Genomic DNA, 26228 nt, shown 5'->3' with positions numbered 1-26228 from the left:
GTGCATGCTGACGTGTGAGACGCGGGAATCGGCGCTGGCTCGGCTGGGCCGAGCGCTGGCGGATCCGACGCGGTGTCGGATTCTGGTGGCACTGCTCGATGGGGTGTGCTACCCGGGCCAGTTGGCTGCGCAGCTGGGGTTGACACGGTCGAATGTGTCCAATCATTTGTCGTGTTTGCGGGGCTGCGGGCTGGTCATCGCGACCTATGAGGGCCGGCAGGTTCGCTACGCGCTGGCCGACCCTCACCTCGCCCGTGCTCTGGGCGAGCTGGTCCAGGTTGTTTTGGCGGTGGATACCGACCAGCCCTGTGTCGGCGAGGACGCCGCATCGGGCGCAGCCGAGGCCACCGTTGGTCGATGACCATCAGTGGCAGCGATCCGGTGACCTTGAAGATCGCGGTCGCTCAATCGTAGTGAGTTGGCAGAACAGAAGGGATAAGCAGTGGCTATACATGGGTTCGTGGCCAAAGCAGCCGGGACAGTGTTCACCGGGCTGGTCGGGGTGAGCGCCTACGAGGTGCTGCGCAAGGCGGTGGGCACGGCGCCGGTTCACCGGGCAGCGGTGACCGTGACGGAGTGGGGACTGCGCGGAACTCGGAGCGCAGAGGTAGCAGCGGAGTCGGCCCGGCTGAAAGTCGCCGACGTGGTCGCCGAAGCCCGCGGACGCATCGGCGACGATGCCCCTCGGCCGCCCGCCGCCAAGGCTGACGATGACGACTGCTGCCAAGTGATGGGTTAGCCGTTTTCACGGGGAAAGGTCGATTGTGCCTACTGCTGAGGTTTCCTCCGATCACGGGGCCGCGCTGGTTGTCGTGTCTGCGGGTGCGCGACGAATACGGGTGCGTGCTAACTGGTTTCGGTTCGACGCGGTGCGGGCTGTCGCGATCGAGGACTCGGTCGCCACGGTGGCTGGTGTGGATGCGGTCCGCGCGTATCCGCGCACGGCTTCCGTGGTGGTCTGGTATTCACCCGAGCGCTGCGACACCGCTGCCATTTTGTCGGCGATCGCCGCCGCCGAGCACATCCCTGCCGAGTCGGTGCCCGCCCGGGCGCCGCACTCGGTCGAGGGAGGCAACCCCGGTGTGGTGCAGAGAATCCTCGACTGGAGCGAGCGGACGCTATCCGGCGAGCAAGCTGACAGGGTTTCACAACGACCAGTGCAACGAAGCGATGGCTGCTGCGACCACGACGACAGCCACCCTGAGTCGGAGCGGCTGTGGGGCGTTGTCAAGCTGCGGCGGGCCGCGTTCTCCGGGGTGGTGCTGACAGCCTCACTGGTGACGGCGTGGCTGACTCCATTCGGGCCGGTGGCGTTGGGATTGAAAGTCGTGGCGCTCGCGGTGGGCGCTTCGACGTTCGTGCCCTCAACCGTTAGGCGACTGACCGAGGGCCGTGTCGGTGTCGGCACGTTGATGACGATCGCCGCGCTCGGCGCTGTTGGACTCGGTCAGGTCGGCGAGGCCGCGATGCTGGCGTTTTTGTTCTCCATCAGCGAGGGTTTGGAGGAATACGCGGTGGCCCGTACCCGCCGCGGCCTGCGTGCTCTGCTGGCGCTGGTGCCGGATCAGGCCACGGTCTTGCGCGCAGGTGTCGAAACCGTGGTGGCCGCAGCCGAACTGCGCGTCGGTGATCAGATGATTGTCAAACCCGGGGAACGCCTGGCCACCGACGGCATCATTGTTGCCGGGCGCACCGCCCTGGACGTCTCGGCGATTACCGGCGAATCGGTGCCGGTAGAGGCCGGACCCGGTGATGAGGTGTTCGCCGGGTCGATCAACGGGTCCGGAGTGCTGCAGGTGGAGGTCACCGCGACCGTTGAGGACAACTCGTTGGCGCGAATCGTGCAGATCGTGGAAGCCGAACAGGCCCGCAAGGGCGCCAGCCAGCGCCTGGCCGATCGGATCGCGCAGCCGTTGGTGCCGGGCATCATGATCGCCGGGGCGCTGATCGCCGGGACGGGCAGCATCTTCGGTAACCCGCTGGTGTGGATCGAACGCGCTCTGGTGGTGCTCGTCGCCGCGTCCCCGTGCGCGCTCGCCATCGCCGTGCCGGTGACCGTCGTGGCGGCAGTCGGTGCCGCCTCGAAGATCGGGGTACTGATCAAGGGCGGTGCCGCGCTGGAAGCCCTGGGCACCATCAGTGGGATCGCGCTGGACAAAACCGGAACTTTGACCGCCAACCGGCCCACCGTCATCGACATCGCCACCACCAACGACGCCACCCGCGAAGAGGTGCTGGCGGTCGCGGCCGCGCTGGAAACCCGCAGTGAACACCCGCTGGCCGCGGCCGTCCTGGCCGCTACCCAAGCGCCGGTGGCCGCCGCGAGTGACGTGCACGCCGTTGCCGGAGCTGGGCTGACCGGCCACCTCGACGGGCAAGCCATCCGGCTGGGCCGGCCCGGCTGGATCGACCCCGCCGACCTCGCCGATCACGTAGCGCACATGCAACAAGCCGGGGCCACAGCGGTGCTCGTAGAACGCGATGACCGGCTGCTCGGTGCCATCGCCGTGCGCGACGAACTACGCCCAGAAGCTCCCGAGGTCATCACCGCGCTACGTGCCGGCGGCTACCAGGTGACGATGCTCACCGGCGACAATCACGCCACCGCGGCGGCGCTCGCCGCCCAAGCCGGCATCGAGCACGTCTATGCCGAACTGCGCCCCGAGGACAAGGCTCACCTGATCGCAGAACTGGGCGCTCACCGGCCCACCGCGATGGTCGGCGACGGCGTCAACGATGCTCCGGCCCTGGCCGCCGCCGACCTGGGAATCGCGATGGGCGCCATGGGAACCGATGTCGCGATCGAAACCGCCGACGTCGCCCTGATGGGCCAAGACCTGCGGCACCTGCCCCACGCACTAGCACATGCTCGACGCTCCCGGCAGATCATGGTGCAAAACGTCGGACTCTCCCTGGGCATCATCACCGTGCTCATGCCGCTGGCGATGTTCGGAACCCTCGGCCTGGCCACGGTCGTACTGGTGCACGAGCTTGCCGAAGTCGTCGTCATCGCCAACGGCGTACGCGCCGGACGCATAACGCCTCTTGCGGGGCCAGCACGAGACACCCGGCGGCAGGACAACTCAAGGTAGCGGCGGCCGTCACTGAATCCGAGGCATCGCAGGTCAGGCCCTCAAGCGCTGCCTCAGCCACAACGACAACGGACAACAAACACCCCGCCGAGCGCATCCAGGGCCGCGGGCACCAGCCGGTAGTACGCCCACTTGCCGCGCTGGGTTCGGTCGAGCAGGCCGGCCTCGACCAGGATCTTGAGGTGATGCGACACCGTCGGCTGGGATAGCCCCACAGTAGCGGTCAGGTCGCATACACACGCCTCGGCGCCCTCATGGCCCGCGATCATTGACACAAGCCGTAGCCGGGTCGGTTCGGCCAGCGCCTTGAGCACGCCGGCCAGCCGCTCGGCGGCGGCCGCGTCGAGTACGCCGTCGGTGATCGGGCTGCAGCACGCCGCAACGTCAGCGACCAGCAACGAGTCATCGCGTTCGGTCGGGGAGGCGATCGCGGCGGGCATGGCCCCAGTATGACACACGCATTGACAGTCATCGATGTTTCCCGCACACTGCTCACATAGATGTCTGTCGATGGAAAGAGTAGGTGCGATGACCGCCGAACACAATGAGCTGCGTGATCAGGTCCGGGCCAGCTACGGCGCCGCCGCCACCGCGATCAGCGGGGGCGCTACCAACAGCGATGTGCTGACCGCCGCGAGCTGCTGCGGGTCCAGCGACTCAGCCGATATCGGGACCATCTTCGGCGCCGGTCTCTACGGCGACGACGAGCACTCCGAGATTCCCGCTGAAGCGGTTGCGGCCAGCCTGGGTTGCGGTAACCCGACCGCGGTCGCTGACTTGCACCCCGGAGAGCGGGTGCTTGACCTGGGTTCTGGCGGCGGGATCGACGTTTTGTTGTCGGCGCGCCGGGTCGGCCCGGACGGGTTTGCTTACGGCGTCGACATGACCGACGAGATGCTGGCCTTGGCGAGGCGGAACGCCGAAGAATTCCGAGCCAAGGCCGGTGTCACCAACGTCGAGTTCCGCAAGGGCACCATCGAAGACATCCCGCTGCCCGATGCCGCCGTCGATGTGGTGATCTCCAACTGCGTGATCAACCTGTCCGCCGACAAACCGGCCGTGATCGCCGAGATGTTCCGGGTGCTGGTCCCCGGCGGGCGGATCGGGATCTCCGACGTCGTCGCCGAAGACCACCTCAGTTCGGCCGAGCGCGCCGAACGCGGCTCCTACGTCGGCTGCATCGCCGGAGCGCTGTCCCGCCAGGAGTACCTCGACGGACTGGCCGCGGCCGGGTTCACCGATGCCACGGTCACGTTCACCCACCAGGTGGCCGAAGGGATGCACGGCGCGATCATCCACGCCACCAAACCCGCCGCATCGTCTGATTGAGACAGCCGCAGCGAACGACCGCGCCACCGCGCCCCGACCCACCTCACGTTGACAGCTGCCAGTGAAGCGGTACGCCGCTCGCGCCACGGGAGAGAAACCTCATGAGTGACACCGCCATATCGACTGCTGCACCCGCAGTGGCCGCCAAGCTGTCCACCCTGGACCGGCTCTTGCCGGTATGGATCGGGGTAGCGATGGCCGCCGGCCTGCTGCTGGGGCGGCTGGTGCCCGGCCTGGGCGCGGGCCTAAGTGCCATTGAGGTCGACGGAGTCTCGCTGCCCATCGCCCTTGGGCTGTTGGTGATGATGTATCCGGTGCTGGCCAAAGTCCGCTACGACCAGCTCGGCGAGGTCACCGCCGACCGCAAACTGCTGGCGTCCTCGCTGGTGTTGAACTGGCTGATCGGGCCGGCGGTGATGTTTGCCCTGGCGTGGCTGCTACTTCCCGATCTGCCCGAATACCGCACCGGGTTGATCATCGTCGGGCTGGCCCGCTGCATCGCCATGGTCATCATCTGGAACGACCTGGCCTGCGGGGACCGCGAGGCCGCCGCAGTGCTGGTCGCGTTGAACTCGATCTTTCAGGTTCTCATGTTCGCCGCGCTGGGCTGGTTTTACCTGTCGGTGCTGCCGGGCTGGCTGGGCCTGTCCCAGACCGGGATCGAGGTCTCCCCGTGGCAGATCGCCAAATCGGTGTTGATCTTCCTCGGCGTCCCACTGTTGGCCGGGTACCTGTCCCGCCGCCTAGGCGAACGCGCCAAAGGCCGCACCTGGTACGAGTCGCAATTCCTGCCCCGCATCGGCCCCTGGGCACTCTATGGACTGCTGTTCACCATCGTCATCCTGTTTGCCCTTCAAGGTGATCAGATCACCTCCCGGCCTTTCGATGTCGCCCGCATCGCGGTGCCGCTGCTGGCCTACTTCGCGATCATGTGGGCCGGCGGCTACCTGCTCGGCGCCCTCCTCAACGTCGGGTACGAGCGCACCACCACGTTGGCGTTCACCGCTGCCGGCAATAACTTCGAACTCGCGATTGCCGTCGCGATCGCCACCTACGGCGCCACCTCCGGGCAGGCCCTGGCCGGGGTCGTGGGCCCGCTCATCGAAGTACCGGTGCTGGTCGGACTCGTCTACGTGTCCCTGGCGCTGCGTACCCGCCTCTTCGGACCCGAGTCCCAATCACGCAGTGCCCGCTGATGGCCGACAAACCCAGCGTCCTGTTCGTCTGCGTGCACAACGCCGGTCGCTCCCAGATGGCGGCCGCACTGCTGATCCACCAGTCCGGTGGCCGCATCGAGGTCCGTTCCGCGGGCACCGAACCCGCCGACCAAGTCAACCCGGCGGCCGTTGCCGCGATGGCCGAACTGGGCATCGACATCACAGCCAACAGCCCCGCGGTGCTCACCGCCGACACGGTGCAAGCCAGCGACGTCGTGATCACCATGGGCTGCGGAGACACCTGCCCATACTTCCCGGGAGTCACCTACCGGGACTGGAAACTGCCCGACCCCGCCGGCCAAGCCCTTGAGGTCGTCCGCTCCATCCGCGACGACATCGCCAACCGCGTCCAGACCCTGATCGCCGAACTGCTACCTGGCACCACTACATAACCCAAACCCACAGTCACCGAAACCTGTTGCGCCACTGAGATCCCCCCGGGTTATCCAACGCGGCAACGGCCCATGAAATGCTGGTCGACTGTCTGGCCGTACCCGGGATCGATACGGCGATCGCTGAGCGTGCCGGCCCGTCTCCGTCACCGTCGATACTGATCGGCGGGGCCGAGGTGATGCGTCCCGATCCGCCCCCGATGGGTCGGTTTGGGCCTGCCCGGCCGCCACGTGATGCTGAGCTAGTGGCCGCGAGGGGCGTACATGATCACGGCAACGCCTACCAGGCAGGCCAGGGCGCCGATCACATCCCAACGGTCGGGTCGGAACCCGTCGAGGGCCATGCCCCACGCCAGCGAGCCGGCGACGAATACGCCGCCGTAGGCGGCCAAGATCCGGCCGAAATGGGCATCGGGCTGCAGGGTGGCGACGAACCCGTACATTCCTAGCGCGATGACGCCGAGTCCCGCCCAGAGCCAACCACGTTGCTCGCGGACGCCTTGCCAGACAAGCCAGGCACCGCCGATTTCGGCGACCGCAGCCAGGACGAATAACAGGATTGAACGCGCCACCATGATTGCTGATCTTAGGAGACCGTGCCGGGGCATCGGGGCGTCCCCGGCTTCCGGACGCGGCAGCCCCACAACCCGATCGTCGACCCGTGCGCGTACCCGTGACAGACACCTGCCCCGCACACCATACTCAGAGAGCCAACCCACGGGAACCGACGTGAACACGGCAATGCGTTGGCGTTCAAATCGAATGCCGCACTGCCGGTTCAGTCAGTTCTTCGAGAACTGGGCACTCGGCACTGGACCCGCTCACGCAGGCAGCACCGGCATCCTCGATCAACCCCGCAATACTGTGCTCAAGCGCACGGATCTGAGGCGCCGCAGGTCAAACGGCCAGCAGCGCCTCAGATCAAACGACAGCGGACAGCCAGATCAAAATGTCGCCGCTAAAGCGCAGGGGCGGGTGCGTGGTTGTGTCGTCGTCGTCATGACTTAACTCCTCGCTAGACAAGGTTGATGACCAACGCGGGGTGCACCAGCAGCACAACGCCAAGGATTACGAGCACCGCCCCCGTGACGCGCGTGAGCCAATCGCCGAAGGAGGCGACTCGCTCCAGCCAGATCACCACCGAGAGCGCCAGCATCCACGCCAATTGCATGGTGCCGAAGGCGATCATGACTACGAACAGCATCCAGCAGCTGCCCAGACAAAAGACGCCGTAGCGCCCACCGGCACGAAGCGCCCGGGCCGGGCTGTCGTGGTACTTGCCGCACGGCGGGGAAACCGACAATGGCCAGTAGCAGTGCCGCAGGCACGCTGCTTTCAGCGGCGTGAGCTGATAGATCCCGGCGGCCAGCGCTATGGCGCCGGCCAGGCGGCCGACCCACGGTGATCCGTGTGCCAGTGGCCCGTTGAGGTGGCTCCACGCCCAGAAGGCGGGGATCCCGGTGGCGCTCCACAGGGCCAGGTATCCGGCGACGAAGACGATCGCTGGAGCGGCGCTGCCGGTGGCGGCGCGGGCGTAGGCGCGAACGACGGGCAGGACCGCAGGAAGCATCATCGCGGCCATCATGGCCACCCACGCGATGAGGAAACCGGCGAACGACATCATTGGCGCGGTCTCCATGGGCATTCCTGGCTCGGTGTCCATAGACATGGCGTCGCCGGTCATGCTGACCACTGACCACCACCAGCCCACCCCCGCCACACCCAGCAGGGCGGCCGGCAACCACGCATCAGTCCATGACCACTCACGCATTTCGGTGCTGTTCATGGTCTAGTGGCCGGGACCGACGGTGGCGTCGGCATCCAGGTCGCTTTCCAGAATCCAGCACACCGTGGACTGGTCATGTTCGGTGGGCGCGGCGTGCGCCGCGTGGTCGAGAAGGGTCTGCAGGTGGCCTTCGAGGGCGACCAGTTCGGCGATCTGCGCGCGGACTTGGTCCAGACGGGTGTGCAGGACCTGTTGCACGTGCCCGCACGGCACCTCACCGCGGTCGTGGATCGCCAGGATTTGGCGCACCTTCTGCAAGGTCAGCCCGGCGGCTTGGCCCCGATGGATGAACCGCAGCCGATCCACGACCTCGGGCCCGTAGTCGCGGTACCCCGACGCCGTGCGTGCCGGTGGCGGGAGCAGCCCCGCGTTCTCGTAGAAGCGAATGGTTTTCGCGCTGGTATTGCTGAGTTTCGCTAGTTCGCCGATCTGCATGGAACCCATCCTTGACCTTCCACTGTACTGGAAGGTCAAGGATGGGTTCGTGTCGCTCCGCAGCGACCGTGGCCGACTGGTCACCGTTTGGCGGTGCAACGACGGGAAGGGAGTGCTTGGTATGGCGTGGCATGGGTTCTTGATGAAGGCGGCGCCCACGGTGGTAACCGGGGTGGTGGGGGTTGCGGCGTATGAGGCAGTGCGCACGGCCGTGGCGAAGGTTCCGTTGCGCACGGCAACCGTTGCTGTGACCGCGTGGGGCATCCGGGCCGCCCGCGAAGCGCAGCGCACGGCCGAAACGAACACGGAACAGATCCGATTGACGGTCGCCGACGTGGTTGCCGAGGCACGAGAGCGCGCCGGAGAGGACACCGAACCGGCGATCGTGACGAGCCCGGGCGACGGCCATGACGACTGAGGTCCTGCCGGCCGCCGACGCCACGGCGACGGTCGTATCGGACGCGTCCGGGCGGATGCGGCTGCGCATCACCGGATTTCATGTCGATGCGGTCCGGGCCGTCGCGATCGAGGAGACTCTGGCCACGGTGCCCGGTGTGCAGGCGGTGACGGCCTATCCGCGCACGGCATCGGTGGTGATCCAGTATTCGCCGCAGCGCTGCGACACCGCGGCGGTGCTGTCGGCGATCGGCGTAGCCGAGCACATCCCTGCAGAGTTGGTGCCCACCCGTGCCCCGCATTCCGGCGATGCGCGCACCCCCGGGGTGGTGCGCAAGGCCATCGGTGGACTCCGCCGATTACTGGGCGCCCGGCCCGATAGCGACGCGCCGCGCGACACCGAGGGTAGTGGCGGCTGCGGGCAGGGACAGGGCGGTGCGTGCGGCACGGCGTCCTCGGGTGAACTGAACAGGCGTGAGCAGCGGAACTGGTTGCGGCGGTTGTGGCTGGCCATGCCGTTGGCGCTGCTGGCGTCGGTGTCGACGATGGTGTTCGGCGCCTATCCGTGGGCGGGGTGGTTGGCGTTCGCGGCGACGGTACCGGTGCAATTCGTCGCCGGGTGGCCGTTCCTGCGCGGCGCGGTGCAGCAGGCGCGGGCGGGAAGCGCCAACATGGACACGCTGATCACACTGGGCACATTGACCGCATTCGGCTACTCCACGTATGAGTTGTTCGCCGGTGGCGCACTGTTCTTCGAGACGGCGGCGCTGATCATTGCGTTCGTGGTGCTGGGTCGCTATTTCGAGGCCAGATCCACGAGCAAGGCGTCGGAGGCGATCGGCAAGCTTTTGGAGATGGGCGCCAAGGAAGCCTGCCTGCTCGTCGGCGGGCAAGAAATTCTCGTGCCGGTTGATCAGGTACAAGTCGGAGACCTGGTACGGGTACGGCCTGGGGAGAAGATCCCGGTCGACGGCGAGATCACCGACGGGCGCGCCGTCGTCGATGAGTCAATGCTGACCGGCGAGTCCGTCCCGGTCGAAAAATCGGTGGGCGACCGTGTTGCCGGTGCGACGGTCAACATCGACGGGCTGCTGACCGTGCGCGCCACCGCCGTCGGCGCCGATACCGCGCTGGCGCAGATTGTGCGCCTGGTCGAGCAGGCACAGGGCGGCAAGGCGCCGGTACAGCGACTGGCTGACCGGGTCTCGGCGGTGTTCGTCCCGGCCGTCGTCGGGGTTGCCGCGGTGACGTTTGCCGGGTGGACGCTGATCGCCGCCAACCCGGTCGCCGGTATGACCGCCGCGGTGGCGGTGCTGATCATCGCGTGCCCGTGTGCGCTGGGCCTGGCCACTCCCACGGCGATCACGGTCGGCACCGGCCGCGGCGCGGAGCTGGGGATCCTGGTCAAAGGCGGCGAGGTGATGGAAGCGTCGAAGAAGATCGACACCGTGGTGTTCGACAAAACCGGCACGCTGACCCGCGCCCAGATGCGGGTCACCGATGTGATTGCCGGCAAGCGGCGCCAGCCCAATCTGGTGCTGCAGATCGCCGCCGCGGTCGAGTCGGGCTCCGAGCACCCCATCGGCGCGGCGATCGTCGCGGCCGCGCGCGAGCTGGGGTTGCAGATTCCGGCCGCCACGGCGTTCGCCAGCCTCGCCGGCCACGGGGTGCAGGCCCAGATCGACGGCCGCACCGTGCTGGTCGGACGTCGCACACTTGTCGACGACCACGAGCTGCTGCTGCCTGAGCACCTTGCGGCGGCGGCCGCCGAACTCGAAGAGCAGGGCCGCACCGCGGTGTTCGTCGGCCGCGACGACCACGTTGTGGGCGTGCTCGCCGTCGCTGACACGGTCAAGGACGACGCCGCCGACGTGGTCGCTCAACTGCACGCCATGGGCTTGCAGGTCGCCATGATCACCGGCGACAACGCGCGCACCGCCGCCGCGATCGCCACACAGGTCGGCATCGATCACGTCCTGGCTGAGGTGCTGCCGCAGGACAAGGTCACCGAGATCGAGCGGCTACAAGACCAGGGGCGGGTGGTCGCGATGGTGGGCGACGGCGTCAACGACGCCCCCGCGCTGGTGCAGGCCGATCTGGGCATTGCGATCGGCACCGGCACCGACGTGGCCATCGAGGCCTCCGACATCACGCTGATGTCCGGCCGGCTCGACGGTGTTGTGGAGGCGATCGCGCTCTCGCGGCAGACGCTGCGCACGATCCACCAGAACCTTGGCTGGGCCTTCGGCTACAACACCGCCGCGATCCCCCTAGCCGCACTCGGTCTGCTCAACCCGATCATCGCGGGAGCGGCGATGGGGCTCTCCTCGGTCAGCGTGGTCACCAACTCGCTGCGGCTACGCCGCTTCGGCCGCCACACCCGACAAGGATCGCCCCAGACCGCCCACATGGTGGACATCCCAGATAGCGCGACGTGGGATTCGTGAAGCCAGTAGGTATGCCACAACATCGGCGCTCATTCACCCCGCAGTATCGAGTCACGGCCGCGCACATGGTGATCGACGGGCAGCGGCGAGTCGCTGAGGTAGCCCGCCAGCTAAACGTGGACACGAGCCTGCTGCATACATGGGTGCGCGATGAGCGGTGGCTGATGTCCCAGGCCCGCAGCGGTGACGGCCAGCGGCCAGATGTCGCTGGCGAACAGCCGCTTTCGGTCCAGGAGCGAGCGGATTTGGTCCGGCTAGGGCAGACCGCAGCCGAGCAGGCGCAAGAAATGGCCGGCATAGACGCGTCTCGGCACACTTTGCGACCGCAGCAGCGGCGAGCCGCGGCTTGAACTCGCCGCAAGGGAGTGCGCCTGCCACGGCGTACCCGAAATCGCCGAGCTACCGGGCGCGTCGAACTCCGGCTGCAACTGTCACCGGGTCGCGAAAATTGACAGTGATCATTGTTTCGGAGCTTGGTGGCGGGCCTGGCCCGAAAATTGACCGGCGCCGGATGGCTGCCTTTGAGTGGGATCTGCCGGTCCGTCACTGAGCCCATGCACCCGTTGAGGGCGTGCTTGGTGACCTTATAGGAGCTTGTCGTAGCAACGGGGCCCATCACTGTCTTGTCCCATCGGCCCGCGCTCAGGGTGCTGTCCGTATCAGTACCACTGAAGGAGGCCAATGCCTGCCGCATCGACCGCTGTCTTTGTCGGGGTCGACACCCACGCCGATACGCACCACGTTGCTGTCATCGACCAACTCGGACGCCACCTCGGCGACCGAGAATTCCCCGCCGATCCGGACGGCTACCGCAGCCTCCTGGACTGGATCTCCTCGATCGGATCGGTCGCCGGTGTGGGAGTGGAAGGCACCGGAACCTACGGAGCCCAACTGGGCCGGGTGTTGACGGCAGCGGGCCTGGCGGTGCTCGAGGTCAACCGGCCCGACCGTGCGACCCGGCGCGCCAATGGCAAGTCTGATCCCGTTGATGCCTACGCAGCAGCCCAAGCGGTAGCCTCCGGGCGAGCCGACAGCGTTCCGAAATCACGAGACGGCATCGTGGAGTCCATCCGTTGTCTTCGCGTGGCTCGGCGATCGGCAGTCAAGGCAAAGACTCAGTGCATCAACCAGATTCGCGGACTGCTGATCACCGGCCCGATGGACTTGCGTGAGCACATGAAACCGTTGGGAACCGTTGCATTGATCCAGGCGCTGTCGCGTCTGCGCCCCGGAACAGACCTCTCGGCGCCAGCGGCAGCGATCAGACTTACGCTTCGATCCCTGGCTCGCCGCCACCTGGCGCTCAATGACGAGATCAAAGAGCTCGACATCGTCTTGGATGAGCTGACCACCACTGCTGCTCCAGGTCTGCTGGCCAAGACTGGCGTCGGCACCGAGGTCGCCGGACAACTGTTGGTCAGTGCCGGCGACAACCCCGAACGGCTTCGTTCCGAGGCCTCCTTCGCCCATCTCGCCGGTGTTGCTCCTATCCCGGCATCCTCGGGACGCACGAACCGCCACCGGCTCAACCGGGGTGGCGACCGGGCAGCGAACAAAGCACTTCACACCGTCGCTGTCGTGCGGCTGAAATATGACGAACGCACCCGCGCCTATGCTCGCCGGCGAACCGCCGAAGGACTGTCAAAGAAGGACATCATGCGCTGCCTCAAACGGGCCATCGCCCGCGAGATCTACCAGGAACTCACGCGCCCAACACGATTCACACCCACACCCGAAGACCCAGCGGTCAGCCCTTGACAATCTATAGGAGCATCCCACCTGAGATGCTAATGACGGGTGTTGGGAGACCGTGGGATGCGGATTGAGATTCTGAGCAGCCCGGGCTGTCCGAACGCGGCAACGGCCCATGAAATGCTGGTCGACTGTTTGGCCGTGGTCGGGATCAACACGGCGATCGTTGAGCGGGTCGGACCCTTTCCGTCACCGTCGATACTGATTGACGGCACCGATGTGATGCGTCCCGATCGGCCGCCGACGGGTGACGTCTGTCGGTTGGATCTGCCCAGCCGTGACGTCATACTGACCGCGCTGCGACGGGCGATTGCGGCCGAAAGCTAGTGGCCGCGAGGAGCGTACATGTTCACGGCAACGCCGGCCAGGAAAACCAGGGGCGCCAAGCACGTCCCAGCGGCCGGGTCGGAACCCCTCGAGGGCCATACCCCACGCCAGCGAGCCGCCGACGAACACGCCTCCCCGTAGGCGGCCAGGATCCGGCCTATTTACCTCAGATCAGATGACAAACCACCCGCAACAGGATCGCCATTTGATCTGAGGCACCGCAGGTCAGACGCCCGCACCTGCCTCAGATAGAACGACAACGGACACCGCCGACCTCGTCGAAACCCTCTACCGCGGCTTGGCCGACAACACCGTCGGCAAGATCATCGAATCCCTGCTCCGTGTCGATCTGATCATCCTCGACGAACTGGGCTTCGCCCCACTCGACGACACCGGCACCCAGCTGCTGTTCCGCCTCGTCGCCGGCGCCTACGAACGCCGCTCCCTGGCCATCGGCTCGCACTGGCCCTTCCAAGAGTGGGGTCGATTCCTGCCCGAGCAGACCACCGCCGTCAGCATCTTGGACCGGCTCCTGCATCACGCCACCGTCGTCATCACCGACGGCCAGTCCTACCGAATGAAGGACGCCCAACACCGGAAGGAGAACCCCCAACCAATCTAAGAATCACTGCACGGGGTGGGTACTTTTATCCGGCCACCAGCGGGTACTTCTACTTGGCCATTGACACCGTGCGACGGCCGCCATGAGGCGGCGCGCATTCTCACGCGAACCTAGCAGGTACACCGTTTCGCGCCCCGAATCGTCGTCATCGGCGTACATGGGCCCGTCCGTAACCGTGACTGGCAAGCTGAATCTGTGGTAGGTCGTCCTCGCACCATTTAACGCAACCTGCGTCGGCGCCACCAGCCGGAGTACCCTCACGACAACTGTCCTGCTCAGAGTAGGATAAATGGTATGGCGAAAGCCAAAGTGTCCGTAATGATTGAAGAGGCCGTGCTGGCGGCGGCCGATGCGGACGCCCAGGCGGCCGGGCTGAATCGTTCAGAGATGATCGAACGAGCCCTGCACAACGAGCATCTCCGAATCTCGCTCGAGAACTACACAACACACACTGTGCCAACGCTCGACATCGACGCCTACGCGGAGAAGGTCTATCAGGCGAACCGGGCCGCTGGCCTGTGATCACACCCGGAGACATCACGCCAGGCCGCGACACCAACCAGGAACTGTACGTTGTCGTACTATCTAACACGATTCACCTCGCAGCCGCCACCGGCCAGGTGATCATCTGCCCCTTCATTCCCGGTGAAATCCCCAGCAGCACAATGGCTATGATCGTCACAGTGCTGCAACCCAAAGGGGTTGTCTTACCGGAGCTCATCCAGTGGCTTCCTGTCGCGGCCCTCGACCAACCCATCGGCAATATCGGCGGCATCGCGCTCGCTGACACGACCACGACCGCCGTCACCGCGCTCATTTCCTGACCCTCAACGTACTATCCCCGATCGCAACTTGCCCCCAATCCGATAAGAATGTCCCCGAGATTGCGTGAGAACAGACACCAATTTCTCGGGCAACCCTGCGCGCGTGGCCGCGGCGGTGGATGGATGGGTGCTTCCAGCGAATACCGCTTATTTCGTCACTGTGACGACTCGGCGTCTCTCCTCCAACGATCCGGCCATCACCTCGATCGCCAAATCGAGGCCCAGCTACCACGTACTTATAAGGCGTGCTCCTATAACGGTTTTCGCCAGCGCTCGGCGGTCAATCCTGATCACTGCATCCCACGTCGCACGCCGCGGCACCTCACGCTACGCCGCAGCCGAGCTCGGATTCGACCACGCGCCATAACAATTCAAATTTGGTGCCAAAATCTCCATGGGTAGGCCGTCGCCGCAGCGTAGACCATATCCGCTACGTCGACCGGTCGCCGCTCCCAACCCTGCAGCAACTCCATCGTGCGTGCGGTGACCCACTGCGCCTGATAACGCTCGCGATCTCCTGTGGAGGCCTCCGGCCGAGGCCGGTTCGCGCTGAGGTTCACGTAGTACACGGTTGAGGCGATCCGGTACTGGTTCCATACCTCCTCCGAGATGTGGTCGCCGGTGCCCAGCACATCCCACATCTGCCGCAGATCGAGCGTCATCTCCCCCGACATCTTCACAGCTTCGATCATCTGCACAGCCAGCGGCACAACGACCTGATTTTCAACCATGCGCGTCTCAGGTTCAGTGGAGGTCGTCTGCTGAACCCGGGCATACACCTCCGGGTGCAACGCTTCGAGACGATGCATATGCATATCGTCGAGAATCGGGCGGATGTAAGCACCGTCATCGAATTCGCGTTGACAAACCGCGTATTCGACCCCTGGCACCCGACCGTAGGGGCTGTCCGCGGTTACTGCCATGGCAACCAGATGCGTTCCGCCGCGGCCGCGCAGCCGTGCATATTCGGCTAGCACCTCGGCAGGATCGGATGACCCGAACCAGCCTTCCCGAAATTGGTTGTCTACCAACTTATCTGCCGTCAACAGACGGGCAGTACGTGGCAAGAACACTCCCCGCGGAATGTAACCAAAGCCTTCGTTGGACATCACCACGCACTCGGTGGCCCCGCCAGCCTCGCGGCGAAATACGCCCACGGCCCACTCAATGCACGCGTAATTAACAATGTCGCTGTCACGACGGAGCTTGCGCGCCAACACTTTTGCGGTTGCCAGTTCGGCTGACTCCGGTCGTCCACGGTTGCGGGCGCCAGCTCCGGCGCTGACAACACTTGCCGGCACAACCACCGCCCCACCCGATCCGACCGTCGATCCAGCTGCCGGCCCGGTTGTCGGCGCGGAGCCACCCGGTGTGGCCGTGTTGCCAGCAGGGGCGACGGGGGCTGCAGCACTTGCGCCACCCGCAGCTACGGGGGCCGCGGGAGCGCCCATACCCGGGGGCGGAAGCATCATCGCCGCCGGTGCAGCACTCGTCGGCCCGCCAGACGTGGCAAGCCCCGGCGCTGCGGGGCTGACTGCCGGAGGGGTCGCACCTGCTCCTGTCAACCCGGCCGAAGGAACGCCCGCACCCGAAGTCAGCCCTGCCGCTGGAGTTGCGGCTGCTTGCCCTGCGGCCGGCGTTCCAGTGCCGGTCGCAGGCGGCAGCGACCCCAACGCCGATCCGGCTGAAAGTCCTTGGGAGAACGCCGGTCCCAACTGTGCCGGTGCCCCGGCTGCTGGTGCGGCATTAGCGGGCAGGTTCCCCAGCCCGGCAGCCTGAGTACCGGGCAGCTGCCCCATACCGCCGGGCAGCCCGCCCAAGCCCCCACCAGAGCCCAGGCCTCCCATGCCACCCCCACCGGGCATCGATCCAAGTCCCCCCGTCATCGACGTCAACCCCGGCGGGAAACCAACAGACTGAATCCCGCTGCCACCACCACCCGGCATCGGCATCTGCCCGGCACCCGGATAAGGGCTCCCCATCACCGCAGGAGTGGATCCTGGTCCCGTCGTCGCCGGCTCGCCGTCCTCGCCCTTCGCTGCACCACTGTGGCGCGGCGTGTGCCCATTACCTATTCCCTGCGGATTGCCAGTGCCGTTGGGGTTCGCGGGGTCGCCGTTGTCATCACCTAGTCCGGAGCCCTCTTTGCCTGTGGGTACGGCTATTCCGCCTCCGCCGCTATGGGGCAAGACGGGGTCTTGAGGTGCCGGACCGCCTAGGCGTGAGGTAAGAGCCGTGATATCGGTGCCTGCAGTGTGCTCGAAAACTCCGGCCTTGGCTGTAGCGGCTCCTACCGCGCTGGTCGTCAGGGCTCGGGCGTGCGTGTGCCAGCGCGCCGCGATCTCCTGCTGTTGTATCGCGTTCTTGGCCTGCGACAGTTCAGCATTGGCTTTCATCAAGACGTTCCGTTGGGCGGTTTGCGCGTCGCGGTAAACGCCAGCGACTCCGTTGAAATAATCTGCCGCCGCGTTGTATATCTCGACCATCCGGCCGTAGTCTGCGGCCAATTGGCGATTCTTTTCGTGCCCAGCTTCCCAACCGGGCGATTGTGCGGCCTCTTCGCGCATCGCATTGGCGGCTTTGAGCTGCTGCTGCAGCTCACCGACTTTCTCCGCCAACGCCGCGTAGTGCGCCGCTTGGGTCTCCAACGGCTCTGCTGCTGGCGGCACCATATCCGGGGTGATGATGATGTTCCCAGCGATACTGGTTGCGGGCACATCCGCCACGGCTCCCTCTTCCTCACACTACCGGCAAGCGGCGTTTACCTTGTCTTCTGCGGTGTTTGCACGACCGATCGCGGCGTTTCGCAAGCTGCCCTTGCGATGCGTGGTGGCGTTTTCCATGTCCGAGCTGGCCGCAAGGTAGTCGTCGATCCCTGAGCGGATCGTTGCCGGTGTATCGGCGGGCAGTTCACGGCGCAGGTATGCGCTTTCCACCAGGATTACCCGCGCCTCGTTGGCCAAGGCCTCTTGGGTGCCAGGGTCATTCCAGTCGGCTGGAGCGTGGGCCACCGCGTTCGTGGCCGCGTCCATTGCTGTCGCGGTAATCCCCCACACTTGGCATGCCTTTGTGCGTGCGGCTGCCACCTGGTCGGAACTCGGGGCAGGTGGTGACCACGGCGCAACCACCGTACTGACGGGAACTTTGGATGGCGTCATCCACGCTACTGCGGCAAGGACGGCGGCTCCGACCGCAACGACTAGCGCCGCCGCCGTGCCCCCCACCGCCCCGCGGCCGGGCCCCGCCGGTGGCGGAAGCTGACGTGGCGGGAAAGCGGGTGGGAGCGGTGTCCCCGCTTGGGGCGAGTGCAGGGTGGCGGTCATATGCTCACCACCGGTGTCAGGTCCTGAGCGTTCTGGTTGTCGGTCTGAAGGTCTGCGGTCAACGATTGATCGTTGCGTTGAGCCACCTTTCCACCGCGTGGCGCCAGCGCGGCACCGGCTCCCGCGACTTGCTGGTTCACACCTGCGCTTGCTGCCACGCTCGGCGCCCACATTGAAGCCGCGTGAGCCCCCCCGGCTGCCGTGGCCGCCGCGCCATGGGCCGCGTGCTCGGGCACGGTCGTAGCAAACTCGACCGTTGCCGAACCGGTCAGCATGTTCGCCGACTCCGCCGCAGCGGGAATGACCTGCAGAATGTCATCGGTTCGCATCACTCACACACCTTGTCGAGTCGATCTCCCGCACTTCTAAGCGCTAACACGAACGGCTGGGCATCGTGGTCGGACAGCTCGCGGGTATTGGCGTCGACCAACCGAATTACTGCGGTGACATATTCATTGGTCGCGTCTAGCACGTTCTTCGGGGTAGCCGGCGGAAGATGCTGTTGGATGTACTGCGTCTCCAGTATCACCACAAGCTGGAAGTTGCCCAGTGCAGGATGGTATTGAGGCGATTGCCGGTCTCGCGCAGCGTCGAAGAAGTTCTTTTGAGCAGCAATTATCGATTTGTCCGCCGTATCGCTGGCGTCGCAGGCTTCCTTCTTGGCCGCCGCCACTTGCTCCGGGCTGTAGCTCACCGGCGGTGGGGGTGGCGCCATCACCGTGGTGGTTGTCGCGGCCGGGTTTGATGCGGTCAACTTCATCGCACTCATCACCGTTGCGCTTAACGCCAGTAGCAGCGCGAGCGCCAGCATTACCCATACCGCCAGCCAGCCCGGCCCGCGTCTGCGGTACACCGGTGGCGGTGCAGGAGCTTGTGGGGGTGGCACGTAGCTGGGCGGTGGTGGCAACACCGCGGCACCGGTCGGCACACCGACCGTACTCGTGGAGGTGGGCGGGCCGCCGGTCGCAGCGGGGTAGCTCGGCTGCCCAACTGCCTGCGGATTCATGCAATCAGCGTACTGTCCTGCGGCGACATCGGGCTACCGTTGGACGCGAATCCAAGACGAAACCGGTGCTCAGGTGGCAGTCCAGATCTCACTTTCGGGATTGATGAACGCTTGCACAGCAGCGTCGAGCGCTTCCTGGTCTTGGCCGCCTCCCACGCTCGCTGTTTCCTCGGCCGCGGCGTTGACTGCCTCGTCGATCGTGGTGTTGATCAGCTCGGCCAAAGCCCCGTGTGAGTAGCGGGTGGTGCAGCCCTGCGCCAGCGACAGCGAGGTGAGTTGTCCTTGGGAGTTCACCGACAACACGACGTCGCCATCGCCGCCGATGGCTTCCAGGTCGATGCCATCCATCTCCTCGAGCAGCTTGGAAAGCATCGTCGACACCCGTTCCATGCGCGCTATGACACTGGCGGTTAAATTCTTATCCGCCTGGTAGCCGTCATACTCGTACACCGTCACGGGGCCTCACCATCGTCGTCGGACGCAATTTCATCCTGCAGGTCGGGCAGGGCCATCGACACCGAATCGAGCTGGGCCATCACTTCAGCGACCAGATTCTGATCGGACTGATAGCCGACGCACCCATTCACGCTCACTGGTCATCACCGCTGCCCGGGTCGCGGTCGACGCGTCGGCTGCGTGACCGAACGGTCACCGTGCGCTTCGGCCCGTCTTTGGGGTAGGCAGCGGCGTCAACGGTGGCCGTGTGCCGAATTGGGTCTCCCCGTTCGCCTTTGATCGGCTCGGAATTAGGGCGCGATGGCATCTCGATCGACTTGTCCGGGTCCTTTACCTTGCGCTTGGCCGCCCCGGCGCCAGCGCCCATGCCCCCCATCGGGGGCATGAACATTGGGGAGCCGCCCATACCGCTCTCAGCGGCGGCAGCGGTGGGACTCGGGGTGGCGCTGGCCCCCGCCAACGGGGGCGAGGTGGGGGAACTCATTCCGGAGATCGCTGAAGCCGCCGGCTTGAGATCTGCGCCGCCGCTGGCCGCCGGGGCGGTAGCGCCGTCGTCACCACCGCCTCCGCCGGCACCGCTGCCCAGGGAGTCTGCTGGCTCAATTTTGGCCGCGTCGTCCAGCCCGTTCTTGCCTGCCATTCCTTGTGCCAAACCTGCAACGCTCTGGGTGGCTTGCTGGGCCAATCCCTGCAGCTCTTGGCCTAATTTCTGCGGTATCTGGGTGGCCATCCCGACCCCGGCGCCCAGCAGGCCGGTCAACATCGGCGGCAAAGATGAGGCCATTCCCGGCATCGCACCCGTTCCCGCAGGCGCTAGCGGGTTAGCGGCGGGATCACCATCGCCTGCATTGAGACTCTCGTCGAGGCCGGCGGGGTCGGTGTCGGGGTCGACGTCGCCGGCGTGGGTGGTGCCCGGGTGATCGCGTGTCGGTTTTGGATCCGCTCCCTGCTGAGTTGGAGACGGCGGGGTGTCCCCTTGTCCGGCACCAGGTTCCACGATTGCTGGGGCTGGCGGTGGCCCCGGCGGAGCCTCCGGTATCGTCTCGCCGGTGTGGTAGCCAGCGGCCACAACCTGGGTGTGGTTCGTTAACTGGGTCAAATTCGTGTGTGCCTTAGACACCGCGGCCGCCGATCCCGGACTGGGATAAGAGCTGTTGAGTGCGATCGCGTTGTGGAGCTCGCGGTGACGGTTAGCGAACTCCGTGGTCGTCGGAGTCGCCTGCTTGGCTTGTGTAAATCTGTTCTTGTGGCTGCCGGCGAGCTTTCCAACGGTGTCGGCATGGCGGGCCATCTCCTGCGCCCAGTCCGCGTAACGATTCAACGCCGCCGAAATACGCGGTCCTGCTTCCCCTTTGAGATGTTCACTGACCGTGGCCGCCCCGCGGCGGGCCGATCGCGCGGCAGCGCTAAATCCTTCTGACAGTGCCGCACAGTCGGCCACAAACGCATCCCCGGCAGCGGGCTGACCGGCTTCCATGATCGCCGCCGTCGTTTCGGCTGGGCGGGGTCCCGGCGGGGCGATCGGCACATCAGGCGCAACAAGATTCACCGTCACCGCCGGGGTGAAGCCCGGCGTGGAGGGTGCAGGGTTACCTTGCAAGCTCACCACCGCTTGATTGGCCTGGTCCATCTGCCCATACGCGACTGCTGACTGGGTTATCGCCTTGGCGCCGGCCGCAAGGACCGTCGACCCGTCAGCAGCTCGCGATGCCATCACCGCCGCGTGCTCACTGAGGCGGGCAGCCACGCTCGTTGATGTCTCATCGGTGGCCAGCGGAGGGTGCACCGGCGACTGCGCGCCGAGCCTGGCAAGGCTGTTAGCGGCGGCGACCAGCCCCGCGACCGCACTCTGCAGTCCGGCAACATCGACCTGCAGCACTGCGGTCCTCCCTCCGTGTTCTAGCTGACGTTGCGACGAGTTCTCTCAGAAATCGATCAGGGCCTCATAGCTGGCAACCTGATCCTTGGTGGGCAACGCACTGGACACGGTCACGTGTTGAGCCTCCCACTCCTGACGCAGCGCCAACTGCGAGCGTAAATGAGCCAGCGTGTTCAATTTGATGATGCGGTTAGCCAGTTCGGCGTCGCTGAGCTGCATCGCCGCCGCCTGAAGCTCCACGCCTAACGAGTTGCCGCTGCGGCCCACCGCCACCACGATCGACTCATCGCGGCTTGCGACCTCGAACACCACGGTGTCGTAGTCGGTCGACGGCGCTTCAGACATGTTGCTAATCCGTGGAAATCGTCAAATTGGCACGGTTGTCAGCGTTCATCTCCGCCATGCGCGCCGCGGCGGCGCGAAGCTGCTGCGCCATGGCCCCGTGCCGCTCTTGTTGGTCGCGCAATGCGGTCTCGCGGTCGTTGACCGCGGCCACTGCAGCACGACGCGCCTCGTAAAACAGCGGTCCCCACGATTCGGCCGCAGCCACGGTGCGGGCATGGTCAGCACGGGCCTGCCCGCACGCCTCGGCGGCGCGTTCGTGGGCGATCGCCCATCGGATCAGGTCATCGGTGTTGACCTGCAAGGCCTGCTCATTCACGGTCATTACGGTACTCCCTCACGTTGCAGTAAAAGTTCGCTTAAGTGGTCGGCGGCGCCGGTGCGGGCGCCACGGCCGGTGCCGGGGCGACGGCCGCCGAAGTCACCGTTGTCGCTGTTGGGGCCGACACGCGTGTCCACCCCAAGAAATTCGGGCCAGTGTCGAGCTGGTCAATCGGCGTGACCTGGCCATTGAGCCAAACATGGTCTTTGTCTAGAGCCATGACCCGATGATCGGTGTATTGGCCCACATCGCCGAATTGCAGCCGCGAGGGTGCCATGGGTGAACTCACCGGCGAACCCAGCGGCGGCAACTGAAGATTGGCCCCTGCAAACGCGTCGTCGATGCTGTCACCGGAGAGCACCGCGCGTCCGGCCTGCGCGAGTGCGCCATTGGCCGCGGTTCGCACCGATTGGTCGGGCAGCTGGACCTGAGTCGACGGTGTTGGCGTCTGACCTGGCGCTGCCGGCGCTGACGGCGGCGGGGTGGATCCGCTGCCAGCGTTTTCTGTCCCCGCCTTGTCCCCTTTGTCTGCTTTGTCCCCTGGGTCGTGCAGTCCGGCCGGCTGGGTGCCATCTCGCGGTTTGTCGTCACCGGTGTGCGATCCGGACGGGTCTTTCAACGAATCGACGTGCTCATCAGAGGCCTGGTCCGGATCGTGGCCGCCATCGCGTAGCGCCCCACCGATCGCCGAACCCAAATCCCCCAGCCCGCCGCCACCGCCTCCGCCGAGCGAGGGAATCGCTGAACCGAGCGCACCTGGCAGCGAGCCAAGAGCGCCCATCGCAGGCCCGCCCATCATGCCCAACCGCGACATCAACGGATCTGAGGCCAGCCCGTCCAGTAGCGGGTCATTGCCACTGCCAGTGCCGTCACCGGTCCCGGCCGGAGAATCGGCACCACCACCCGGTGTAGTGCCGGTTGAGTCCGGGTTGCCGCTGCCAGTGCCGTCGCCGCTCGAACCCTTGGTGTGCGGGTCATCGCCGGGTTTCTTGTCTTGCAACGCCTGATAGCGCGCCGAGAGACCATCCAACACCCGCGCTTGTGAATCTGAGTCCAGCCCAGCGTTTTTCAGGACGTTGAGGATGTCGTCGGTTTTTCCCTGCAAGAACTCTGCCAGCTGCTGTTGGCCGGTCGCAGTATCCAGCGATGACCCCAGCTTGTTGACCTGGTCGATGATGTCTTGCTGCAAAGCTTGGAGCCGCTGACGACCATCAGCGCTAGAGCTCGACGCTTTAAGCAGAGCGTCGGCCAGTTTGTCGTCAGCGTCATTGAGCGCCGAATGATTTTTGGCCAGTGCCTCGTCGAGCCGTTTGGCTGCTTCTGCCCCTGCCCCGCTCAGTCCCGGTGGCGGTGGCGTGCCCGCCGGGGAGGTCGGCGCCGGCGACTCCGGCGGGGGCGGCGGGGGCGGAGGCGCTGCGGGTTGGTCGCGGCCCAGCGCCTGGTTGATTTCGGGCATCGGAGCCGTATCCGGGTTAATGCCCATGTAAGTGAGCTTGGCTCGGTCGAGCTTGGTGAGCTGATCGCGTGAGGTGACCGGAGCCGTTGGGGCCGGGTCTAGTGGCATCGGGCCGCCGGGCGCCGGGCTTTGAGGGAAGGGTGACCCCAATACCTCGGATACTCCGCCGAGCACCTGGGACAGCGCTACATCGGTCCAGCCCGTCATGTTCGGGACGATAAGTCCCGAGTCGCTTTAGCCGCTACCAACAACGCCACATTCACCAAAAACCGGCTACGCCAGCATGTCCACACGGCTTGTCGACTTTTGTTTTCTTTCAAGACACGCCGCACCAGATGCGTCCTGCAACTTCGCACACCTGCGTCAATCAGTCCGGAGATACGGCACACAGGAGTGCCTTAAGCCGGGGAGCCTCGCGACTGTGAGCGTAGCCGGCGAGCCAATCGGCGATCTTAGCTGCAAGCTCCACCGGCAACGATCGCGTGCTCTACATCGGTAGCATCGAGCACCGCGCGCATATCCATCGGCGGCAATGACTTTCGGGTTCGCAGCGGGCCCATCACGGGTTGCGCCTCCTCGATACTTCTCGCCGCACGCCCCTTCCCCGCAGTGGAATCCCCGGCTGCACAAGCAGTAGCCGCCAACACCGACATACGCGCGCGAAAGCCGACGCACCTCTAGCAGGACCAGCCTGGACAAGAGCAGGGTCAAATTGTCACGGTGACGAATCAGCCTGGCGCACGGGGCGCTATTGCAACCCGGGCGGGCGCCGATCATCTGACCGGTGGCGCCGAAGAAGCGGCCTTGCGGCTGGCAGTAAGTACGTCCTGGATTTCCGCAATCTTCATGTCGACGTCTTGCACGACTGCGTGCGTGATGCCCGGATCGTCGGCTAGCTTAGCGGGGATACCGTCGCGCAAGCTGGCCAGCTCGTCGGCGATCCACTTTATTCGACGCGATGCGAACTGGTCGCCTTCGACAAGTGGCATCGCCCGCGAGGCCAACCTGACACCTCTATCAGCGATCCGGGCGCTGCACCCCTTTGGTTCCAATGTTAAATCCCTTCGAGCGCTGCACTTTCCACCAACGCTAGGGCAACTTATCGGCCTAGGCGACGGTCACGGTCAAAATTCCCGCCAGAACTTTGACGCGCGAAGGTTGATCGCCGGCCTTGGGGTAGATCTGCATCGCGACGGGCCATGGGGGCTGTACGCCGCCCGTTGTTGGCAGGCCGTCCCCCGGGTGTGGCTTCTAGTTAGTAGTTAGTGGCCTTCCTGCGGATAGGTTGGTGGCCCCAGAGGACCGGAAGGGTTGTACGGTTCGGGGGTTAAATCGCTGTGCCACATATAAATCCCGGACCCTGGTAACCATTCGTCGTATCCGTAGGGTGGCAGTGGGTTAGAGCCAGGCGGATAGATTTTCGCTCCCGGAAAGGCCGACTGCGGTACCCACACGCCTGTGTTTGGGCCCAACTGGACATATGGGTCTGGATTGCCGCGTTCGTCGACGACCGTTGGTGGCCCTAGGGCTCCGGGCGGATACACCTTGTAGCCGGGGATTTCATCGGATCTGACAAAGTAGTGCGGAACTTTGTCGGGGTCGTCTGCTCCTGACCGGTCCCATATATCAACCCACGGCGGCGAATCAGGAAAGTTGGGCGGGCCCATCCCACCCGGGCCGGCGTCATAGGGCATATGCCGCTTATCACCCGGCTTCCACGTGCGCGAATCCAGCGGCGCAGCAGGTGGTGACTCCTTGCCGTGGCTACCGGAAAGGCGCCCGTAGTCAGCGCTTTGGATGGTGCCGGCTATTTCAGCGTTGCGCTGCTGGAAGTTTTGCAGCAATCCCTTCGCCTGGTTGAGCTGACCCTGCAAAAAGCTGGCGAGTTGCTGCTGCCCTGCGGCGCTACGTGTGCTGGGGGCCAGTGCGCTAACCCCCGCGCGGGTCTGAGCGATCAGGTTGTCCATGCTTCGTGCTCCCGCCGCGGCGGCCTGTCCGGCATGGGTCAGCGCCGGATTGACTTGGCCATCGGCGGCTACCGTGCGGTCTAACGCATGGACCTGATCGGCGTTGGTCGCAGCGTAGGTCGTCGCTGCCTCGCCTTGCCAATTGGCAGCTGCGGCCTGCCCCACTGGCGCTACAGCTGCTCGGCCCGCCATCAACTGCTGCGCCGAAGGCAACGACGCTTCGAGGGGCGCCGCGCCGAAAAGCCGGCGAGCATCACTGAGCACGCGACCTGTCTCGGCCACCAGTCCATCGAGTGACGACATACTGGCCAGTATTACCCAGATCCAGTGCGGCTTCTATCGCCGTCTCCGACTTCGTGCTCATGTGGTGTGCGGGGCGTCGGCGACCGGATCGGCCAACTGCTCGTTCATTCGGTCTCCGGCATGCACGTGCTGGCGTACGAGCGGCGTCGCAGCTTTATTCAATGCTGGGGCTGCGATCCAGGTCAGGGGTGCTGGGGTGCGCGGCGTGCACAGGTCGCTAGTGAGTGCGCGCGCTTGTCTGATATCGAGCCGGACGGCGGACTTTTGTTCGGGCGTGCTCGTGGCATCCAGAAGGAGGGCCCGCGCGCGTTGCTGGACGGCATGGACGTGCTCGCGGCGGGCGAGATTGTCGGGCAAGGCTTGCGCGGCGCGGATGTCTTGTTGGGCTTGAGCCGAAGGTCCGGATTCGGGCATGCCGCACAGTAAACCGCGGGGCTGTGCCGCGCGACAAAGGCTGCGAGGTTTCGCCATGTGTCGGCATGCGGTGGCGACGGCTCGAATATGCCGCGATGAAAGGGCACGGGGAACTTCAGCGCCACACAAGGGACCGTTCGA

The 26228-nt window shown here is 65.5% G+C and carries 28 protein-coding genes and 3 pseudogenes; 13 read left to right on the top strand and 18 right to left on the bottom strand.

Going from position 1 to position 26228, the window contains the following annotated elements; all coding sequences use genetic code 11:
* Positions 1 to 4: 4 nt before the first annotated feature.
* The 3 genes from cmtR (at position 5) to AC0KTM_RS00230 (ending at position 3092) form a co-directional block, all read left to right on the top strand.
* On the top strand, positions 5 to 361 hold the full coding sequence (gene cmtR, locus AC0KTM_RS00240) for a Cd(II)/Pb(II)-sensing metalloregulatory transcriptional regulator CmtR (protein WP_007170255.1): 357 nt from the start codon (positions 5 to 7) through the stop codon (positions 359 to 361).
* Positions 362 to 442: 81 nt separating this feature from the next.
* Complete coding sequence (locus AC0KTM_RS00235; RefSeq protein ID WP_033718759.1) at positions 443 to 739, top strand: DUF1490 family protein; 297 nt, start codon at positions 443 to 445, stop codon at positions 737 to 739.
* Positions 740 to 803: 64 nt separating this feature from the next.
* A complete protein-coding gene (locus AC0KTM_RS00230; RefSeq protein WP_033718775.1) occupies positions 804 to 3092 on the top strand; it encodes a heavy metal translocating P-type ATPase in 2289 nt (762 codons plus the stop codon).
* A gap of 53 nt (positions 3093 to 3145) precedes the next feature.
* Here AC0KTM_RS00230 and AC0KTM_RS00225 read toward each other — a convergent pair whose 3' ends face one another.
* Positions 3146 to 3532 carry an ArsR/SmtB family transcription factor gene (locus AC0KTM_RS00225; RefSeq protein ID WP_007170252.1) on the bottom strand — a complete coding sequence of 129 codons (387 nt, stop codon included), beginning with the start codon at positions 3530 to 3532 and terminating at the stop codon, positions 3146 to 3148.
* A gap of 88 nt (positions 3533 to 3620) precedes the next feature.
* Between AC0KTM_RS00225 and arsM the strand changes: the two genes are divergently transcribed.
* Entirely contained in the window at positions 3621 to 4421 is an 801-nt protein-coding gene (gene arsM / locus AC0KTM_RS00220; protein ID WP_007170251.1) for an arsenite methyltransferase, read from the top strand.
* Positions 4422 to 4522: 101 nt separating this feature from the next.
* Positions 4523 to 6030: pseudogene (gene arsB, locus AC0KTM_RS00215) on the top strand (ACR3 family arsenite efflux transporter).
* A 242-nt stretch (positions 6031 to 6272) separates the two neighbouring features.
* Here the strand turns inward: arsB and AC0KTM_RS00210 are convergent.
* The 3 genes from AC0KTM_RS00210 to AC0KTM_RS00200 form a co-directional block, all read right to left on the bottom strand.
* Complete coding sequence (locus tag AC0KTM_RS00210) at positions 6273 to 6605, bottom strand: YnfA family protein (protein WP_007170248.1); 333 nt, start codon at positions 6603 to 6605, stop codon at positions 6273 to 6275.
* Between the two features lie 440 nt (positions 6606 to 7045).
* Positions 7046 to 7816 (bottom strand): DUF2182 domain-containing protein, encoded by a 771-nt coding sequence (locus AC0KTM_RS00205; protein ID WP_007170247.1) that lies wholly within the window; start codon positions 7814 to 7816, stop codon positions 7046 to 7048.
* Between the two features lie 3 nt (positions 7817 to 7819).
* Entirely contained in the window at positions 7820 to 8251 is a 432-nt protein-coding gene (locus AC0KTM_RS00200; protein WP_007170246.1) for a heavy metal-responsive transcriptional regulator, read from the bottom strand.
* Positions 8252 to 8372: 121 nt separating this feature from the next.
* Between AC0KTM_RS00200 and AC0KTM_RS00195 the strand changes: the two genes are divergently transcribed.
* From AC0KTM_RS00195 to AC0KTM_RS00175, 5 genes are all read left to right on the top strand, one after another.
* Positions 8373 to 8669, top strand: coding sequence for a DUF1490 family protein (locus tag AC0KTM_RS00195; RefSeq protein ID WP_033718771.1), 297 nt, complete (start codon positions 8373 to 8375; stop codon positions 8667 to 8669).
* 55 nt (positions 8670 to 8724) lie between these two features.
* A complete protein-coding gene (locus AC0KTM_RS00190; protein WP_089150873.1) occupies positions 8725 to 11094 on the top strand; it encodes a copper-translocating P-type ATPase in 2370 nt (789 codons plus the stop codon).
* 11 nt (positions 11095 to 11105) lie between these two features.
* Positions 11106 to 11444, top strand: a complete 339-nt coding sequence (locus tag AC0KTM_RS00185; protein WP_033718757.1) for a transposase — start codon at positions 11106 to 11108, stop codon at positions 11442 to 11444.
* A gap of 331 nt (positions 11445 to 11775) precedes the next feature.
* Positions 11776 to 12852 carry an IS110 family RNA-guided transposase gene (locus AC0KTM_RS00180; protein ID WP_238955752.1) on the top strand — a complete coding sequence of 359 codons (1077 nt, stop codon included), beginning with the start codon at positions 11776 to 11778 and terminating at the stop codon, positions 12850 to 12852.
* A 57-nt stretch (positions 12853 to 12909) separates the two neighbouring features.
* Complete coding sequence (locus AC0KTM_RS00175; RefSeq protein WP_007172605.1) at positions 12910 to 13173, top strand: hypothetical protein; 264 nt, start codon at positions 12910 to 12912, stop codon at positions 13171 to 13173.
* On the opposite strand, the pseudogene AC0KTM_RS00170 reads toward AC0KTM_RS00175, so the two are convergent.
* A pseudogene (locus AC0KTM_RS00170) lies at positions 13170 to 13331 on the bottom strand (YnfA family protein); the annotation flags it as partial. The gene AC0KTM_RS00175 and the pseudogene AC0KTM_RS00170 sit on opposite strands and share 4 nt — an antisense overlap.
* Before the next feature lie 110 nt (positions 13332 to 13441).
* On the opposite strand from AC0KTM_RS00170, the pseudogene AC0KTM_RS00165 reads away from it, so the two are divergent.
* From AC0KTM_RS00165 to AC0KTM_RS00155, 3 genes and pseudogenes are all read left to right on the top strand, one after another.
* A pseudogene (locus AC0KTM_RS00165) lies at positions 13442 to 13795 on the top strand (ATP-binding protein); the annotation flags it as partial.
* A gap of 294 nt (positions 13796 to 14089) precedes the next feature.
* Positions 14090 to 14317: a ribbon-helix-helix protein, CopG family gene (locus AC0KTM_RS00160; protein ID WP_007172145.1), complete on the top strand. Its 228-nt coding sequence runs from the start codon at positions 14090 to 14092 to the stop codon at positions 14315 to 14317.
* Positions 14314 to 14619, top strand: a complete 306-nt coding sequence (locus tag AC0KTM_RS00155; protein ID WP_007172144.1) for a hypothetical protein — start codon at positions 14314 to 14316, stop codon at positions 14617 to 14619. Before AC0KTM_RS00160 ends, AC0KTM_RS00155 begins: the two co-directional genes overlap by 4 nt.
* A 371-nt stretch (positions 14620 to 14990) precedes the next feature.
* Here AC0KTM_RS00155 and AC0KTM_RS00150 read toward each other — a convergent pair whose 3' ends face one another.
* The 13 genes from AC0KTM_RS00150 to AC0KTM_RS00090 all read right to left on the bottom strand — a co-directional run bounded on the left by AC0KTM_RS00150 (position 14991) and on the right by AC0KTM_RS00090 (position 26087).
* Positions 14991 to 17345, bottom strand: a complete 2355-nt coding sequence (locus tag AC0KTM_RS00150) for a hypothetical protein (RefSeq protein WP_007172142.1) — start codon at positions 17343 to 17345, stop codon at positions 14991 to 14993.
* Positions 17346 to 17363: 18 nt separating this feature from the next.
* Complete coding sequence (locus tag AC0KTM_RS00145) at positions 17364 to 17651, bottom strand: hypothetical protein (protein WP_007172141.1); 288 nt, start codon at positions 17649 to 17651, stop codon at positions 17364 to 17366.
* 287 nt (positions 17652 to 17938) lie between these two features.
* A complete protein-coding gene (locus tag AC0KTM_RS00140; protein WP_033717256.1) occupies positions 17939 to 18271 on the bottom strand; it encodes a hypothetical protein in 333 nt (110 codons plus the stop codon).
* Positions 18271 to 18753: a hypothetical protein gene (locus AC0KTM_RS00135; RefSeq protein ID WP_007172139.1), complete on the bottom strand. Its 483-nt coding sequence runs from the start codon at positions 18751 to 18753 to the stop codon at positions 18271 to 18273. Before AC0KTM_RS00135 ends, AC0KTM_RS00140 begins: the two co-directional genes overlap by 1 nt.
* A 264-nt stretch (positions 18754 to 19017) precedes the next feature.
* Positions 19018 to 19404 (bottom strand): YbaB/EbfC family nucleoid-associated protein, encoded by a 387-nt coding sequence (locus AC0KTM_RS00130; RefSeq protein WP_007172138.1) that lies wholly within the window; start codon positions 19402 to 19404, stop codon positions 19018 to 19020.
* A complete protein-coding gene (locus AC0KTM_RS00125; protein WP_007172137.1) occupies positions 19401 to 19541 on the bottom strand; it encodes a hypothetical protein in 141 nt (46 codons plus the stop codon). The genes AC0KTM_RS00130 and AC0KTM_RS00125 overlap by 4 nt, the downstream gene beginning before the upstream one ends.
* The gene (locus AC0KTM_RS00120) at positions 19538 to 21283 is read right to left on the bottom strand and encodes a PPE domain-containing protein (protein ID WP_007172136.1); all 1746 of its coding nucleotides are present in this window, start codon (positions 21281 to 21283) and stop codon (positions 19538 to 19540) included. Before AC0KTM_RS00120 ends, AC0KTM_RS00125 begins: the two co-directional genes overlap by 4 nt.
* Positions 21284 to 21328: 45 nt before the next feature.
* Entirely contained in the window at positions 21329 to 21628 is a 300-nt protein-coding gene (locus tag AC0KTM_RS00115; RefSeq protein WP_007172135.1) for a DUF2694 family protein, read from the bottom strand.
* Between the two features lie 4 nt (positions 21629 to 21632).
* Positions 21633 to 21929 carry a type VII secretion target gene (locus AC0KTM_RS00110; RefSeq protein WP_231588657.1) on the bottom strand — a complete coding sequence of 99 codons (297 nt, stop codon included), beginning with the start codon at positions 21927 to 21929 and terminating at the stop codon, positions 21633 to 21635.
* Positions 21930 to 21984: 55 nt separating this feature from the next.
* The gene (locus AC0KTM_RS00105; protein ID WP_047324037.1) at positions 21985 to 23610 is read right to left on the bottom strand and encodes a DUF4226 domain-containing protein; all 1626 of its coding nucleotides are present in this window, start codon (positions 23608 to 23610) and stop codon (positions 21985 to 21987) included.
* 566 nt (positions 23611 to 24176) lie between these two features.
* Positions 24177 to 24392 (bottom strand): hypothetical protein, encoded by a 216-nt coding sequence (locus AC0KTM_RS00100; RefSeq protein ID WP_007172131.1) that lies wholly within the window; start codon positions 24390 to 24392, stop codon positions 24177 to 24179.
* A gap of 273 nt (positions 24393 to 24665) precedes the next feature.
* Positions 24666 to 25673 carry a DUF4226 domain-containing protein gene (locus AC0KTM_RS00095; RefSeq protein WP_007172130.1) on the bottom strand — a complete coding sequence of 336 codons (1008 nt, stop codon included), beginning with the start codon at positions 25671 to 25673 and terminating at the stop codon, positions 24666 to 24668.
* Positions 25674 to 25730: 57 nt separating this feature from the next.
* A complete protein-coding gene (locus tag AC0KTM_RS00090) occupies positions 25731 to 26087 on the bottom strand; it encodes a hypothetical protein (protein WP_132160395.1) in 357 nt (118 codons plus the stop codon).
* Positions 26088 to 26228 lie beyond the last annotated feature (141 nt).

This window comes from Mycobacterium sp. NTMscope_Eco_3 (genome assembly GCF_976985685.1).
Note: the sequence above shows the minus strand (reverse complement) of the source record. Positions and strands in the feature narration are given on the sequence as shown.

Coding starts and splice junctions, on each gene's coding strand:
- AC0KTM_RS00175 (WP_007172605.1), top strand. CDS start 12,910: ATGCGGATTGAGATTCTGAGCAGCCCGGGCTGTCCGAACGCGGCAACG.
- AC0KTM_RS00190 (WP_089150873.1), top strand. CDS start 8,725: ATGCGGCTGCGCATCACCGGATTTCATGTCGATGCGGTCCGGGCCGTC.
- AC0KTM_RS00095 (WP_007172130.1), bottom strand. CDS start 25,673: ATGTCGTCACTCGATGGACTGGTGGCCGAGACAGGTCGCGTGCTCAGT.
- AC0KTM_RS00145 (WP_007172141.1), bottom strand. CDS start 17,651: ATGGACGCGGCCACGAACGCGGTGGCCCACGCTCCAGCCGACTGGAAT.
- AC0KTM_RS00140 (WP_033717256.1), bottom strand. CDS start 18,271: ATGCGAACCGATGACATTCTGCAGGTCATTCCCGCTGCGGCGGAGTCG.
- AC0KTM_RS00185 (WP_033718757.1), top strand. CDS start 11,106: ATGCCACAACATCGGCGCTCATTCACCCCGCAGTATCGAGTCACGGCC.
- AC0KTM_RS00160 (WP_007172145.1), top strand. CDS start 14,090: ATGGCGAAAGCCAAAGTGTCCGTAATGATTGAAGAGGCCGTGCTGGCG.
- AC0KTM_RS00195 (WP_033718771.1), top strand. CDS start 8,373: ATGGCGTGGCATGGGTTCTTGATGAAGGCGGCGCCCACGGTGGTAACC.
- AC0KTM_RS00115 (WP_007172135.1), bottom strand. CDS start 21,628: ATGTCTGAAGCGCCGTCGACCGACTACGACACCGTGGTGTTCGAGGTC.
- AC0KTM_RS00225 (WP_007170252.1), bottom strand. CDS start 3,532: ATGCCCGCCGCGATCGCCTCCCCGACCGAACGCGATGACTCGTTGCTG.
- AC0KTM_RS00100 (WP_007172131.1), bottom strand. CDS start 24,392: ATGCCACTTGTCGAAGGCGACCAGTTCGCATCGCGTCGAATAAAGTGG.
- AC0KTM_RS00180 (WP_238955752.1), top strand. CDS start 11,776: ATGCCTGCCGCATCGACCGCTGTCTTTGTCGGGGTCGACACCCACGCC.
- AC0KTM_RS00210 (WP_007170248.1), bottom strand. CDS start 6,605: ATGGTGGCGCGTTCAATCCTGTTATTCGTCCTGGCTGCGGTCGCCGAA.
- AC0KTM_RS00205 (WP_007170247.1), bottom strand. CDS start 7,816: ATGAACAGCACCGAAATGCGTGAGTGGTCATGGACTGATGCGTGGTTG.
- AC0KTM_RS00105 (WP_047324037.1), bottom strand. CDS start 23,610: ATGACGGGCTGGACCGATGTAGCGCTGTCCCAGGTGCTCGGCGGAGTA.
- arsM (WP_007170251.1), top strand. CDS start 3,621: ATGACCGCCGAACACAATGAGCTGCGTGATCAGGTCCGGGCCAGCTAC.
- AC0KTM_RS00135 (WP_007172139.1), bottom strand. CDS start 18,753: ATGCTGGCGCTCGCGCTGCTACTGGCGTTAAGCGCAACGGTGATGAGT.
- AC0KTM_RS00090 (WP_132160395.1), bottom strand. CDS start 26,087: ATGCCCGAATCCGGACCTTCGGCTCAAGCCCAACAAGACATCCGCGCC.
- AC0KTM_RS00200 (WP_007170246.1), bottom strand. CDS start 8,251: ATGCAGATCGGCGAACTAGCGAAACTCAGCAATACCAGCGCGAAAACC.
- cmtR (WP_007170255.1), top strand. CDS start 5: ATGCTGACGTGTGAGACGCGGGAATCGGCGCTGGCTCGGCTGGGCCGA.